This is a genomic window from Saccharibacter sp. 17.LH.SD, assembly GCF_009834805.1.
Lineage (GTDB): Bacteria > Pseudomonadota > Alphaproteobacteria > Acetobacterales > Acetobacteraceae > Saccharibacter.
Map to the genome: position 1 here is coordinate 581,457 of NZ_WVHO01000009.1, position 13,936 is coordinate 595,392.

Consider the following 13,936-nt stretch of genomic DNA (forward strand, 5'->3'; position numbering starts at 1 on the left):
CCTCGTTGTGACGGGGGCTTTTTTCGTTGGAGTCATAGTATGGTGGAGTGGGAAGAACCAGCAATTGTCCTTCGTACAACAATGTATGGAGAAACCGGATTGTTGGTCTATCTGCTGACACAAGAACAAGGAGTGTGTCGAGGTTTGGTGAAAGGGGGAATGTCACGTCGGCAGAGGGCAACGTGGCAGGTTGGAACCCTTATTGTCGCACGATGGCGGGCGCGTCTTCCTGAGCAGCTTGGTGCTTTAAGTGGTGAAGTTGTACGGCATTGTGCCGCACCCTTATTGTATTCAGCATTAGGCTTGGGGCTGCTCAGCAGTGCGTGCACCCTTTGTGCCGAAGCTCTTCCCGAGAAGGAAGCCTATCCTGCTCTTTTTACGGAGATGGTTCGCTTTTTAAGCGTGCTCAGTGTTTCACCAGAGAACCCACCTATTGCAGATTATGCACGATGGGAGTGCTTTCTTTTAAAAGAGCTTGGTTACGGACTGGATTTGAGCCGTTGTGCTGTAACAGGACATGAAAATGGTTTATGCTACGTCTCACCGCGTACAGGACGGGCCGTCAGTGATGAAGGAGCAGGGGAGTGGCGAGATCGTCTTTTACCCTTACCTTCATTTCTGTTCGATGAAACGGATGGCACACCATCAGGGTGGCAGGATGCCTTAACGTTAACAGGGTATTTTTTACGTCGGGCTGTTTTTGCTGCGCATCATCGGCCTCTTCCTGCAGCGCGTCAGCGTTTAGCGGATATGGTACGGGATTATAGTGGGGCGATAGAAAAGCTGGACAGTTCTTTCTAGGGCATGGATAAATTGCAGTACGTTATAAGAGGGGAATAGGAGAGGCTATGGCGGGTGATCAGGCTGGGCATATTGAAGATACACGTTTAGTAGAGGCATTGAGTGAACGGTATGTTGCCTATGCTATGTCAACGATTACATCGCGTTCTTTGCCAGATGTGCGTGATGGCCTGAAACCCGTTCATCGTCGTTTACTCTATGCCATGCAGCAGTTGCGGTTGGATCCAACATCAGGATTTAAAAAATGCGCACGTGTTGTTGGTGATGTGATTGGTAAATTCCATCCTCATGGTGATGCCTCTGTTTATGATGCGCTTGTGCGCCTCGCCCAAGATTTTGCCGTGCGTTATCCCCTCGTTGAAGGGCAAGGTAATTTTGGTTCCGTCGATGGTGATGGTGCCGCGGCGATGCGGTATACGGAAAGCCGTTTAACAGAAACAGCTAAAATTATGTTGGAAGGGATCAACGATAATGCCGTTGATTTCCGTGCAACCTACGATAATGAAGATCATGAACCCGTTGTTCTTCCGGGGTTGTTCCCTAATCTTTTGGCAAATGGTGCGGCTGGTATTGCGGTAGGGATGGCCACAAATATCCCTCCTCATAATGCTTCAGAAATTTATCGTGCGGCACGATTGCTGATTGAGAAGCCAGAGAGTGATACAAAAGCGCTTGTTGCGCTCATGCCAGGTCCTGATTTTCCTACGGGAGGGATTTTGGTTGAGGATCGTCAGGCAGTTCTCAATGCTTATGAGACAGGACGTGGTTCTTTTAGGGTTCGTGCGCGGTGGACGGTTGAGAAAGGTCGTGCAGGCACGTGGGCTATTGTCGTGCATGAAATCCCTTATCAAGTTCAAAAAGGTAAATTGATTGAGCAGATTGCCAATGCGATGGAGCAGCGCAAGCTACCGTTGCTTGCGGATGTACGTGATGAAAGTACGACCGATATCCGTCTTATTTTAGAACCAAGAAGTAAGACGACAGATCCAGAAGTGTTGATGGAGACACTGTTTCGGAACACACTGCTAGAAAATCGTTTCAGCCTTAATATGAATGTTCTGGATCAGGGGCGTGTTCCAGGTGTCATGTCGCTCAAAAGGGTGATCCAGGCATGGCTCAATCATATTCATGATGTTCTTGTTAGACGAACGCAACATCGACTTGAGGCTGTTCAACGGCGTTTGGAAATTTTAGATGGCTTTCTGAAGGTTTATCTCAATCTTGATGAAGTCATACGGATCATTCGTGAAGAAGATGAGGCCAAGGCAGCGCTGATGAAAGCTTTTGAACTCAGCGATCTTCAGGCTGAATATGTATTGAATATGCGGTTGCGGTCTTTGCGTCGCTTAGAGGAAATGGAACTGCGTCGAGAGCACGATACTTTAGGGAAAGAGCAGGCTTCTTTGGAGCGTTTACTTGGATCAGAAAAGCGTCGTTGGACGCGGATCAGTGACGACCTGCAAAAAATGGAAACCCTTTTTGCCAAAGGAACGCTAGGCGCACGGCGAACGCTGATTGCAGAAGCGCCTGCGGAGATTGATACATCAGAGGCTTTGGAAGTAGAACGCGAGCCACTGACCGTTTTATTGTCACAAGAGGGATGGATCCGCGCCGTCAAAGGACATGGTTTAGACCCAGAAGCACATCGTTTTAAGGAAGGTGATGGAGCAGGGTTAACGGTTGAATGTCAAAGCACAGATCGCCTTTGCCTCATGGCCAGTGGTGGCCGTGCTTTCACATTGAAGGTCTCTGATCTGCCACGAGGGCGTGGTTTGGGACAGCCTGTGCGGACAATGGCTGATGTTCCGCAAGAGGATCAACCAATTGCATTATTCGTGGTTGGTGATGAGCAAGAAAGACGTTTGATTGTCAGTTCTGATGGGCGTGGCATGCAAATGGTCATGAAAAGCCTTATGGCGGAGCGTCGGACAGGGCGGCAGGTGTTTAACCTTAAAGCGGGGGCGCAGATTCAATTTTGTCTTCCCGTAGAGGGGACGCATGTCTTGTGTCTCAGTGAGCAGAAACGCGCTCTTATTTTCCCTTTAGAAGAAATTCCAGAGATGAGTCGTGGCGGTGGCGTTGCTTTGCAAAGACTGAATAATAGTGCGTTGCGTGACATACGTCTGTTCAATTTGGAAGCGGGGCTTATGTGGCGTGATGGGCAACGTATCAGACCGAAGAGTGATCTGGAGGTCTTTATGGCTCGGCGTGGTGCTGTGGGACGTGCTGCACCGCAATGGATGTTGCGGAAGTAGTTTTTGATCATTCAAGAATTGAGTGGAAGGGGGGATATGCAGCATTTATCTTCCATCGCATTTTTATTTGCCGCTTTACATATTCTCCTCTCCATTACGGTAACGGTTCATGTTCTTTTAACTAAACGTGAAACAACGGCTGCGACGGGATGGATCGGCATTTGCTGGTTTATGCCTTATGTAGGTTCTCTGCTTTATCTTTTTTTTGGGATTAATCGGGTCAGACGGCGTGCTCAAAAATTAATGGATGATGAGCCGCCAGAATTTTCTAATCATCATCTGATTAATTTGGAAAGCAAGGGATTAGAAAATCTTCGACCTCTCGGGTTGATGTTGGACCAATTGTCTGAGCAGCCCCTTTTGGGGGGGAATAGTGTTACCTGCTTACATGATGGAGATAATGTTTATCCACTTATGTTAGAGGCTATTGCTCAGGCGCAGCGTTCTATCCTTTTATGTTCATATATTTTCCGAAATGATACGGTTGGTGAAAAATTTGTTCAGGCGCTTGTTGCGGCACAACAGCGCGGCGTAGAAATACGTGTTCTCGTTGATGGTGTTGGCAATGGTTATTTCTATAGTGGGATTCAAAGCCGCCTTCGAAGAGAAGGAATTATGTGTGCACGTTTTATGCACTCATTTTTGCCGTGGCGAATGCCTTTTGTAAATTTACGCAATCACCGAAAAATTTTGGTTGTTGATGGGCTCATTGGGTTTATGGGAGGGCTCAATATCGGGGCGGAAAATATTCTAGCGCAGCATGATGACGCGCGGAGAATGCCCGTTTCAGATACCCATTTTTGTTTAAAAGGGCCTATTGTTCGGCAGTTAGCAGAAACATTCGTGCATGACTGGTTTTTCACGACGGATGAGAGTTTGGAAGGAGAACGTTACTTTCCTGTTCCAAAATTATGTGGGAATGTTCCCGCACGTGTCGTAACCTCTGGACCAGATGCAGATGTAGAAAAAATTGAATATACCATTCTACAGGCAATTATTTTAGCGCGGCGTCATGTCTGCTTCATGACGCCGTATTTTTTACCCGATAATCGTTTGGCGACAGAACTAGGCTTGGCGGCATTGCGGGGGATACGCATCGATGTCGTCGTGCCGCGCCGGAGTAATCATGCGCCTATTGATCATGCACGAGATGCTGGGCTTTACCGTCTTGTTGAAGTTGGATGTCATGTATGGATGGGGAATCCACCTTTTAATCACTCGAAACTTATGACGGTTGATGGAGAATGGAGTTTCGTTGGCAGTGCTAATCTTGATCGGCGGTCTTTACGTCTTAATTTTGAGGTTAACGTTGAGCTGCATGATAAGGAAACAGCGACGCACTTAGAAGAATTTATGAAACAGCACTGGCACCATGAGGTGACGTTGGTGGAGTTAGTGTCGTTACCTTTATGGAAGAAGCTACGAAACGCAGCCCTTCGTTTGTTCTTACCGTATCTCTAATAGTCTAAGGCGCTCGGAATAAGTGTGACAGCGATGGGGTAATGATCCGATCCGAAGCGTGGGTAGACGCGTGCGCCGAGCGAAGAAAAGCCATGGACGAGGCACCGGTCAAGACGGAAAGGGACGTGGTTTAACATGCGATGTGTTGTCTCTCGTGGTCCGACATCGTGAAAATTAGGCAAGAGGGCGGGGCCGACGATGTTAAAATCTCCCATAATGATGGCACGTTTATCAAGTGAATTACGAATAAGGCGAAGTTGGCGGCGGTTGAGGACCTGCCCGTGAGAAAGATGAACATTCGCAACAGAGAATGGTCCACTTTCTATTTCAAACTTCAAGAGTTGTGCGAAGCGGCGGACAATAAGACCTGGAGGTAAGGGATAAAGTTGAGGTTCAGCGGCAAAGGGGAGACGACTCCAGCACGCTGTCCCATGGACCCGGCCGGGAAGCGTGACGCGATTATAATATCCTCCAATAAGGTCAGGAAGGCGATTAATCATAGTACGCGCTTCCTGCATGAGCAGAATATCCGGTCGTGTCATTTGCATGAGAAGACGGATATCCTCTAACGTGGCTCCATCTTCGTGAAAGAGGTTCCAACTGACGATACGCAGTGCCGATGCCGGGGTAGGGGCGATACTAGGTAAAAGCTGCTGCATAGGAAGTGAGTTGGCCTGTTGCGAGAGTAAAAACGGCACGTTATCGAAACATATAGTGTTTCTTCGCAAGATAAAATTATCGGATAGATAAATCACCACATGAGAGGCCCGTGTCAATGGCAAAAGAGCATAGTCCTTGGGACGCAAAGCAAAAGGATGTCCTTCAAGATGTGGGGCGTGGATGGCATCGCTTATCGACGTTTCTAACGCATGTAGGGCGTCCTACGCCTCATTCTGACGGTGTGTTTGTTAATCACTCTGTTGCGCGTGGATCGACGGTACTGTTCCCGAGCATTTCTGAGATGAATGCCGATGGAGAAAAAGCCTATCAGCATCAATTAGTTTATGGTGCGATGGGTAACCCAGTGCAGCATGAACTTGAAAAGGTACTCACGGCTCTAGAAGAAGGTTTGCATACACAGGTTGTCAGCTCGGGCTTAGCGGCCTGTACAGTGGCGTTGCTTGCTTTTCTGGGGAGTGGGGATCATCTCCTATTGCCAGACTCAGTCTACGGCCCAACACGACGTTTTGCGATGCGGTTTCTAACGCGGTTTGGCGTGGAAACCAGTTTCTATCCTCCTATGGCAGAGGAGGATCAGATCCGCGCGTTGATCCAGCCTAATACACGCGTCATTTTTGCTGAAAGCCCAGGAAGCCATACATTTGAGGTGCAGGATATTCCTATGCTTGCGCGTGTGGCGCAGACTCATGGTGCACGACTTTTGTTGGATAACACATGGGGGATTGGCGCCTTTAAGCCTTTTGATCATGGTGTTGATGTGTCTATCCAAGCATTGACGAAATATCCCTCTGGTCATGCAGACGTTGTTATTGGGGCGATTATCGTTTCACGTGAAGATGATTGGAAACGTCTGCGCAGTGCGGCGATTGAAATGGGAGAATGTGCGGGGGCAGATGATTGTTGGCTGACGTTACGCGGGTTGCGGACTATGGCCGTACGTTTGGAGCAGCAGTCACGTTCGGCATTATCTTTAGCACGATGGTTGAAAGAGCGTCCTGAAGTAGCGCGTGTGCGTCATCCAGCTCTCCCAGATTGCCCAGGTCATCATTTTTGGAAACGTGATTTTATTGGAGCAAGCGGGTTATTCGGTGTTGAGCTGAAGCCAGAATTCTCTGCTTCTATGATGGAACGTATGTTGGATAGTTTTCATTTATTCGGCATTGGTGCCAGCTGGGGGAGTTTTGAAAGTTTGGTGCTCCCAACAACAGGCGGTGTGACGCGGACACATCCAGACGGTTTTGAAGGCCCAGCCTTTCGAGTCAGCGTTGGGTTGGAGGATGTGCAGGATCTGAAGGAAGATTTTGTGCACGCTTTTCGAAAACTTATGGAGTAACGCGCTACTCATCTTGTTCATTATGTGCTGATGGTGCTGGGGGAAGGTGATTATTGATCCACTTGACAGCCAGCCGTAAAACCGTATTGGCGGTTAGAATAAAGAAAGTGAGCAGACCGGCCTCGGCAATCATGTCAGACCCAGCACAAGCCCCGATGGCGGCGGAACACCATAATGTCGCGGCTGTGTTAAGGCCGCGTACGTTAGGGCCATCCTTCATGATAACGCCTGCACCAAGGAAGCCGACGCCAGACACAACATAAGCGATGACTCTAACCGATGAAGCGCTGCCATCAATACGTTGGGCGAGATCAACAAAAGCGGAGGCACCCAAAGCGACGAGCGCGTTGGTGCGTAGCCCTGCGGTGCGTTGTCTGAATTGGCGTTCAGCTCCGATAAGGGCCCCGAAAATAAACGCCGAGAGATAGCTTCCAAAGGTATCTAAAAAGGATTGGAAGTCGAATGTATGCAGGAAATGCATAGGGAGATTCCTCGTGCAAAGGTCTCAGTATTTAGCGTGGGTTTTATACGCGATAACTCAGTGCCTCGGCTATGTGATGGCGTTGGACGGTGTTGCTTTCAGCAAGATCAGCAATGGTGCGGGACACACGAAGCAGGCGTGTCATCCCCCGGTTGGATAGTCTCAGGCGTGTCGCCGCTTGTTCCGCAAAAGAAAGCGCAGCTTCCTCAATATTAAAATGTTCTGGAGAGGCCTGCGCATTGCAACACTCTTGACGCATAAGCTGGCGTTGCCGTGCCGTTTCGACACGCGTTCGAACATTCTCGCTGTTTTCTCCCCGTGGAGCGCGGCTTAATTCAATGGGAGAGAGTGGGGTGATCTCGACTTTTAGGTCAATACGATCGAGCATCGGGCCTGAAATACGCGATGTATAATCTTCTGCGCAGCGAGGAGCTTTACGGCAGCTTCGTTCACTATCGCCCAGATAGCCGCAGCGGCAAGGATTCATTGCCGCAATGAATTGGAAGCGTGCAGGATATTGCGTGTGACGTGCAGCGCGAGAGATTGTGATGGTTCCGGTTTCAAGTGGCTGGCGTAAGGCTTCAAGACACGAACGTGAAAATTCAGGAAGTTCATCAAGAAACAACACACCATGATGAGCGAGACTCACTTCGCCGGGCTTCGCTTTACTGCCGCCTCCAACCATGGCGGGAAGGCTCGCGCTGTGATGAGGGGCACGATAGGGAGGGCGTGAGATAAGACGTCCTGATGTGAGAAGGCCACTGATGCTGTGGATTTGACTCGCCTCAAGTATTTCTTCGCGTGTGAGGTTAGGAAGAATACTTGGGAGACGGCTGGCTAACATGGATTTACCAGAGCCAGGAGGGCCGCTCATGAGGAGGGAGTGCCCTCCAGCTGCGATAATTTCGAGCACGCGTCGTCCTATGACCATGCCTTTAACATCGGCGAGGTCAGGCCCGTAGTCAGGGGATTGGACTGTCGGTTCGGGTACGGAAGGAAGAACCTGATCACCACGGAAATGGGCAATAAGGGCGTTAAGAGAGGGTGGTGCGAGGATATTAAGGTCAGGGTGGCCCCATCGGGCTTCCGCCCCTTGTGACAGGGGGCAGATAAGACCGAGCTCCAAAGAAGCCGCTCCGATGGCCGCACATAGAACGCCACTCACAGGATTGATATTCCCATCCAGTGAGATTTCACCCAAAGCGGCATAAGAAAGAATGCTATCGGAGGGAATGATTCCCATAGCAACAAGAAGACCTATGGCAATGGGGAGATCAAAATGTGCGCCTTCTTTGGGTAAGTCAGCGGGTGTTAAATTGATAAGAATGCGTTTGGGTGGAAGAGACAGTCCCATGGCAGCCAGTGCGGCTCTCACGCGTTCACGGGCTTCTCCGACCGCTTTATCAGCCATGCCGACAATAAGAAAAGAAGGAAGGCCACTCGAGAGCTGCACTTCCACCATGACGGGGATGGCCTCAATGCCCGAAAAAGCGAAGCTTTGAATACGGGCAAGGCTCGGTGCATAGACGGTGGGTGCAGGAGAGGCAGACATTCTTCTGTAACATCCTTTTGAGGCGGACGAAGAGAAGCATCATCCGACGATAACAATTTTCTCGTCGGATGATGAGCTGCTCTTAACCCTGTGAAACAGGGTGTATCAGACGGGCACGCAGTGTGCCATCAAGAGCACGAAGCTTCCTTAAAAGGTCTTGCTCAAGCTCAGTCGCATTGCTTCCCTGATTCGGGGTGGCTTCGACGACGACGTAACCAAGTTCACCATCTGTCTGTAAAAACTGAGAGGTGAGGTTACACTCAGCAGCGGCAAAGATATCGTTAATTTGTTTGATAATGCCGGGCTGATTGGAGTGAACATGCATAAACCGCATGCCACGAGGGCCTTCAGAGAGCTGAACTTGTGGGAAGTTAACAGCACCGATGGTCGAGCCCACGTCAGAATATTCGACGAGCTTGCTAGCTACTTCGACACCGATACGCTCTTGCGCCTCCATGGTCGACCCTCCGATATGAGGGGTGAGGAGAACATTTTCGATCCCTTGAAGAGGCGAAACGAAACGTTCTTGTGCACTTTTGGGCTCTACGGGGAAGACGTCAATCGCGGCTCCCATAAGGTGACCGTCCCGAAGGGCACGTGCAAGAGCTTCAAGATCCACCACTGTTCCGCGTGCGTTATTGAGGAGAATGGAATTCGGCTTCATGGCACGAATTTCTGCTTCCCCAATCAAATTACGGGTGTCGGGTGTTTCAGGAACGTGCAGTGTCACAATGTCAGATTGAGAGAGAAGGTCGTTGAGCGTCTCTGTTGCAATCGCGTTCCCGTGTGGAAGGCGAGGGGCTATATCATAATAGAGGACACGCAGTCCGAAGCTTTCTGCCAGAACAGAGAGCTGAGAACCAATTGATCCATATCCGACGATACCGATCGTTTTACCACGTACTTCCCAGGCGTTGGAGGCTGATTTCTCCCAGTCACCACGATGGCAGGCTTCCGAGCGGGAAGGAATGCGGCGAAGCAGCATCACAATCTCACCCATAACCAATTCGGCTACGGAACGTGTATTGCTAAAGGGAGCATTAAAAACAGGGATACCTGCCATCCGAGCGGCTGGGAGATCCACTTGGTTTGTGCCAATGCAGAAACAGCCAATAGCCATAAGGCGATTAGCGGACTGAATAATATCGGCAGTAAGTTGGGTTCGGCTACGAATTCCGACGATATGCACACCCTGTAGCGCCTCTTTGAGGGCATCGCCTTCCAGAGCGCCTTTCAGGCGTTTTACTTCAAGATAGCCTTGATTCTTGAGGTAATTTACAGCGCTATCATGGATGCCTTCTAAGAGCAGAATACGAATTTTGTGTTTGGGAAGAGAAAGCCGTTGGGAAGAGCTCATACTACAATATCCTCGTCAGGGCCCGGGTAGCCCATCTGGTCTCGTGGAGGTTTCATCGATCTGTAACGAATGCAGCGGGATCAGGAAAGGGTCTCGATGATATGAGGTAAGAGGGTAGGGTTTCCGCAAGCGAGTACAGTTCCGTCACTTTCTAAGTGTAAGGGCTGACCTTTCCAATCGGTAATGGTGCCACCAGCCCCTTCAATGACGGGAACGAGAGCCGCCCAATCCCATGGCTTCATCGTATCTTCGGCGATGATATCGATCTGTCCTAATGAGAGAAGACCAAAAGCATAAGCGTCTCCTCCCCAAGAGGTGCGCCGTGTTGCTTTCTGCAGAGCATGAAAGCCCGCTTTTTTTTCTGGGCGAAGGATATCGGGAGAGGTACAGGAAAGCTCTGCGTCACGTAGAGCGGTATGTTTTCGTGTTCCGATTTTCCCTGCAAGACGTGGTGAATGATAGCGGCTTGGTTGCCCTTTTATGCCTGTCCAGCGTTCTTCTGTGACAGGTTGATCAATAAGGCCAAGCACCGGGCGCCCGTAATGGAACAAAGAAATTAAGGTGCAAAAACTTGGGCGACCTGTGACGAAAGAGCGGGTCCCATCAATAGGATCAATGACCCATAACCACTCAGCATCCATTGTGCCTTCTTGGCCACCTTCCTCGCCCCACATGCTGTGATGGGGATAATGTTTTTTAATGAGGGTGCGCATAACGTCTTCAGCCTGACGATCAGCCAGGGTTACAGGACTATCATCGCTTTTCGAAAGTGTTTCTAGCCCCATACGGAAATGGGGAAGGACAGCCTGACGAGCCGCGTCTGCACATTGATGGGCAACGGTAAGGAAGTGATCAAAAGAGGCTTCAGTCATGGAGAGTATTTCGATCCTTTTGTAAGGCTTCTGATTGACGCTTAGAAGGAGGAGCGGCATCAAGGGGGGATGATGCATCCTGTTATTGTCATTCCTGCTAGACTTGCCTCCACGCGCTTACCACGCAAGGCCTTAGCTGATATTGGTGGTGTGCCAATGATTGTACGCGTGGCCCAACAAGCGTTAAAGGCTGATATCGGGCCTGTCTACGTTGCTGCGGGTGATCAAGAAATTTATGATTGTGTGTCAGATGTTTCTGGCGTGAAGACTGTGTTAACGGACCCGACTCTTCCCAGTGGGTCTGATCGTGTCAATGCCGCGTTAGGGGTTATTGACCCGCAAGGTGTGTATGATTGTGTCATTAATGTTCAGGGGGATTTGCCTCTTATAGAGCCGCAGCAGATAAGAGCAGTTCTACAGCCATTGCATGAACATCAATGGGATATTGGTACGTTGGTGACGCAAATTCAAAGTGATGAGGAAAGAGCAGCGGAATCGGTCGTAAAGGCTGTATGTGCCTTTGGGGATGGGCGTTCTGTCACGCGTGCTTTGTATTTTTCGCGTCAAGCCGTTCCTTGGGGAGAGGGGCCTTTGTGGCATCATGTGGGGCTTTATGCTTGGCGCCGTGAAGCCTTGCAGCATTTTGTCTCTTTACCGCCGTCATTGTTAGAGCAGCGTGAGAAATTGGAACAATTGAGGGCTTTGGAAGCCGGTATGAGCATTGGATGTAGTCGAATCGATAAAGCACCTCTTGGCGTTGATACGCCGGCAGATCTAGAAGAGGTGAGGAGAATGCTATGCCGGTGATTGCCTTTCAGGGACGTCCAGGCGCTTATTCAGACCTTGCTTGTCGGGCGGTCCGACCAGGGTGGGAGACGCTGCCATGTCGTTCTTTTGCAGAGACAATTGATGCTGTTCGCGATGGTCAGGCGGATGAGGGGCTCTTGCCTTGTGAGAATTCTCTTGCCGGACGTGTCGCCGAGATTCATGCGCTTTTACCGCATGCCGGACTTAAAATCGTAGGGGAACATTTCCAGCGTGTTGAACATTGCTTGTTGGGCGTGAAGGGGGCGACCATAGGCGATATTCGACGGGTTCATACGCATCCTGTTGCAATGGCACAGGTAAGGAATCTTCTTCGGGAGTATGGATTTGAGGGAATTACGGAGTTTGATACGGCCGGTGCGGCTGAAATGGTTGCACGATGGGGAAATCCTGAGGACGCTGCGGTTGCGTCGTCTTTAGCAGGGGAGCTCAATGGTCTTGAGGTTCTTAAATCTAATGTAGAAGATGCCACTCATAACACGACCCGTTTTTATCGTGTGACACGGCAGGAAAAGCCAGAGGAAAATCTCAGGGCCGTCCCAACGATGACGACCATGTTGGTGCATGTTCAGAATATCCCTGGATCTCTTTACGAAGTCTTGGGGTGTTTTTCCCGTTATGGGGTCAACATGACGCGTATTGAGAGCTATATGCTTGGGGGCTCTTTTGCAGCAACGCAGTTTTTGGTGGATGTTGAAGGACATCCTGAAGAAGAAAGGTTGCGAAAAGCTCTTGAGGCATTAGCTCAAGAGAAACATAATTATCGCATTCTAGGTGTTTACCAACGTAGTGAATTTCGTGAGGCTTTATCGAAAGATCATCTCCCATAATTAAAGGAGGTGATGAGGTTGATATGGTACAGGCTAGAGCGAAGAGAGATAGGGCGAGGATGACGAATGGCGCACACAATTAATAATGTTTATCGCGGCTCACTAACTGCCCTGGTAACGCCTATGAATAGGGATGGTAGTGTTGATGAGCGTGCTGCCACAGATTTGATTGAACGGCAGATTCAGGGTGGGACAACAGGTCTTATTCCTTCTGGGACGACGGGTGAAAGTCCAACATTGACCCATCATGAACATGGTCAGGTTGTTGAACATTGCGTGAAGGCTGCCAATGGTCGGGTGAAGGTCATGGCGGGGGCTGGTTCCAACAGCACGCGTGAAGCTGTCGAAATGGCGCGTCATGCTCATGATGTTGGTGCGGATTCTGTTCTCGTTGTTGTGCCTTACTATAACAAACCAACCCAAGAAGGGTTATACCGCCACTTTATGAGTGTTGCAGATGCGACGCCTTTGCCGGTTTGGCTTTATTGTATTCCAGGTCGTTCTGTTGTGGATTTAACGCCCGAGACATTGGGAAAACTTGCGAAGCATCCCAATATTGTCGGAACGAAGGATGCAACAGCTAATTTGAGCCGTCCGATTGAGGTGCGGCGTGTTGCTGGGGCGGAGTTTAATCAGCTTTCTGGTGAAGATGGTACGGTTCTTCCTTTCCTCGCAGCCGGTGGGCATGGTTGCATCAGTGTGACGTCTAACGTTGCTCCTGAGCTCTGCGCTAAGATGCATCGTCTTTGGCAGGAGGGAAAAGTAGCTGAGGCTATAGCTTTGCAGGACCGTCTCATGCCTTTGCATGATGCTTTGTTCTCGGAGACGAGCCCTGGTCCTGTAAAATACGCGCTTTCCCGTTTGGGGCTGTGCACGTCGACATTGCGCTTGCCGCTTGTAGAGCCGCGTGAGGAAACAAAGAAAAAGGTCGATGCTGCGCTTCGGTCCGTAGGGCTTTTGGGCTAAATAACGCATTATGGCAGCTAAAAAAGCAAAAACCGGTATGATCTCGCATGGGATCGCCGCTCAAAACCGTAAGGGGCGCTTTGACTACACCATTAAGGAAACTGTTGAGGCTGGGATCGTTCTGAAGGGCGCAGAGGTAAAAAGTCTGCGCTTGGGACGGGCTGCTTTGACAGAGGCCTATGCGATTGAGCGCGATGGTGAGTTGTGGCTTCTTAATTCCTATATTCCGGAATATCAGGGCGGTGTTCTGTCGCGGTTTGATACACGTGCGCCGCGTAAACTTCTTCTGCATCGCAAGCAAATTCGTCATTTTATCGGGGCGATTACACGTTCTGGTGCGACTTTGGTCCCGTTAGACATCCATTTTAATGCCCGCGGTGTCGCGAAAGTTACGCTTGGTTTGGGGCAGGGCCGTAAGAAGGTGGACAAGCGTCATGCCATTGCTGACCGGGATTGGCAGCGAGATAAGGCACGTTTGATACGCAATAAAGGCGCTGATTACTGATTGTTAGGAAAGGGAGC

Annotated in this window: 13 protein-coding genes; 8 read left to right on the forward strand and 5 right to left on the reverse strand. The window is 50.0% G+C overall.

What is annotated here, in order from left to right:
- Positions 1-42: 42 nt before the first annotated feature.
- The 3 genes from recO to GS501_RS03995 are packed head-to-tail and all read left to right on the forward strand — an operon-like array spanning position 43 to position 4,517.
- Positions 43-801, forward strand: coding sequence for a DNA repair protein RecO (gene recO / locus GS501_RS03985; RefSeq protein ID WP_160830703.1), 759 nt, complete (start codon positions 43-45; stop codon positions 799-801).
- A gap of 47 nt (positions 802-848) precedes the next feature.
- Positions 849-3,056, forward strand: coding sequence for a DNA topoisomerase IV subunit A (parC, locus tag GS501_RS03990; protein ID WP_160830535.1), 2,208 nt, complete (start codon positions 849-851; stop codon positions 3,054-3,056).
- 36 nt (positions 3,057-3,092) lie between these two features.
- Positions 3,093-4,517: a phospholipase D-like domain-containing protein gene (locus GS501_RS03995; RefSeq protein WP_160830536.1), complete on the forward strand. Its 1,425-nt coding sequence runs from the start codon at positions 3,093-3,095 to the stop codon at positions 4,515-4,517.
- Here the strand turns inward: GS501_RS03995 and GS501_RS04000 are convergent.
- On the reverse strand, positions 4,514-5,176 hold the full coding sequence (locus GS501_RS04000) for an endonuclease/exonuclease/phosphatase family protein (protein ID WP_160830537.1): 663 nt from the start codon (positions 5,174-5,176) through the stop codon (positions 4,514-4,516). The genes GS501_RS03995 and GS501_RS04000 overlap by 4 nt on opposite strands.
- 116 nt (positions 5,177-5,292) lie before the next feature.
- Between GS501_RS04000 and metC the strand changes: the two genes are divergently transcribed.
- Complete coding sequence (gene metC, locus GS501_RS04005; RefSeq protein ID WP_160830538.1) at positions 5,293-6,531, forward strand: cystathionine beta-lyase; 1,239 nt, start codon at positions 5,293-5,295, stop codon at positions 6,529-6,531.
- A 4-nt stretch (positions 6,532-6,535) separates the two neighbouring features.
- Here metC and GS501_RS04010 read toward each other — a convergent pair whose 3' ends face one another.
- The 4 genes from GS501_RS04010 to GS501_RS04025 all read right to left on the reverse strand — a co-directional run bounded on the left by GS501_RS04010 (position 6,536) and on the right by GS501_RS04025 (position 10,793).
- Positions 6,536-7,012 carry an MgtC/SapB family protein gene (locus tag GS501_RS04010; RefSeq protein WP_160830539.1) on the reverse strand — a complete coding sequence of 159 codons (477 nt, stop codon included), beginning with the start codon at positions 7,010-7,012 and terminating at the stop codon, positions 6,536-6,538.
- Positions 7,013-7,055: 43 nt separating this feature from the next.
- Positions 7,056-8,564, reverse strand: a complete 1,509-nt coding sequence (locus GS501_RS04015) for a YifB family Mg chelatase-like AAA ATPase (protein WP_160830540.1) — start codon at positions 8,562-8,564, stop codon at positions 7,056-7,058.
- A gap of 82 nt (positions 8,565-8,646) precedes the next feature.
- Positions 8,647-9,921: a phosphoglycerate dehydrogenase gene (gene serA / locus GS501_RS04020; protein ID WP_160830541.1), complete on the reverse strand. Its 1,275-nt coding sequence runs from the start codon at positions 9,919-9,921 to the stop codon at positions 8,647-8,649.
- Positions 9,922-10,001: 80 nt separating this feature from the next.
- Positions 10,002-10,793, reverse strand: a complete 792-nt coding sequence (locus GS501_RS04025; RefSeq protein WP_160830542.1) for an inositol monophosphatase family protein — start codon at positions 10,791-10,793, stop codon at positions 10,002-10,004.
- A gap of 69 nt (positions 10,794-10,862) precedes the next feature.
- Between GS501_RS04025 and GS501_RS04030 the strand changes: the two genes are divergently transcribed.
- From GS501_RS04030 to smpB, 4 genes are all read left to right on the forward strand, one after another.
- Positions 10,863-11,600, forward strand: a complete 738-nt coding sequence (locus GS501_RS04030) for a 3-deoxy-manno-octulosonate cytidylyltransferase (RefSeq protein ID WP_160830543.1) — start codon at positions 10,863-10,865, stop codon at positions 11,598-11,600.
- Positions 11,591-12,448: a prephenate dehydratase gene (locus tag GS501_RS04035; protein ID WP_160830544.1), complete on the forward strand. Its 858-nt coding sequence runs from the start codon at positions 11,591-11,593 to the stop codon at positions 12,446-12,448. Before GS501_RS04030 ends, GS501_RS04035 begins: the two co-directional genes overlap by 10 nt.
- A 66-nt stretch (positions 12,449-12,514) precedes the next feature.
- A complete protein-coding gene (gene dapA / locus GS501_RS04040; RefSeq protein WP_160830545.1) occupies positions 12,515-13,414 on the forward strand; it encodes a 4-hydroxy-tetrahydrodipicolinate synthase in 900 nt (299 codons plus the stop codon).
- A 10-nt stretch (positions 13,415-13,424) separates the two neighbouring features.
- Entirely contained in the window at positions 13,425-13,919 is a 495-nt protein-coding gene (gene smpB, locus GS501_RS04045; protein WP_160830546.1) for an SsrA-binding protein SmpB, read from the forward strand.
- Positions 13,920-13,936 lie beyond the last annotated feature (17 nt).

Bases quoted from the DNA above. Each gene is read 5' to 3' on its own strand.
- parC (WP_160830535.1), top strand. From the start codon at position 849: ATGGCGGGTGATCAGGCTGGGCATATTGAAGATACACGTTTAGTAGAG.
- GS501_RS03995 (WP_160830536.1), top strand. From the start codon at position 3,093: ATGCAGCATTTATCTTCCATCGCATTTTTATTTGCCGCTTTACATATT.
- GS501_RS04000 (WP_160830537.1), bottom strand. From the start codon at position 5,176: ATGCAGCAGCTTTTACCTAGTATCGCCCCTACCCCGGCATCGGCACTG.
- metC (WP_160830538.1), top strand. From the start codon at position 5,293: ATGGCAAAAGAGCATAGTCCTTGGGACGCAAAGCAAAAGGATGTCCTT.
- GS501_RS04010 (WP_160830539.1), bottom strand. From the start codon at position 7,012: ATGCATTTCCTGCATACATTCGACTTCCAATCCTTTTTAGATACCTTT.
- GS501_RS04015 (WP_160830540.1), bottom strand. From the start codon at position 8,564: ATGTCTGCCTCTCCTGCACCCACCGTCTATGCACCGAGCCTTGCCCGT.
- serA (WP_160830541.1), bottom strand. From the start codon at position 9,921: ATGAGCTCTTCCCAACGGCTTTCTCTTCCCAAACACAAAATTCGTATT.
- GS501_RS04025 (WP_160830542.1), bottom strand. From the start codon at position 10,793: ATGACTGAAGCCTCTTTTGATCACTTCCTTACCGTTGCCCATCAATGT.
- GS501_RS04030 (WP_160830543.1), top strand. From the start codon at position 10,863: ATGATGCATCCTGTTATTGTCATTCCTGCTAGACTTGCCTCCACGCGC.
- GS501_RS04035 (WP_160830544.1), top strand. From the start codon at position 11,591: ATGCCGGTGATTGCCTTTCAGGGACGTCCAGGCGCTTATTCAGACCTT.
- dapA (WP_160830545.1), top strand. From the start codon at position 12,515: ATGGCGCACACAATTAATAATGTTTATCGCGGCTCACTAACTGCCCTG.
- smpB (WP_160830546.1), top strand. From the start codon at position 13,425: ATGGCAGCTAAAAAAGCAAAAACCGGTATGATCTCGCATGGGATCGCC.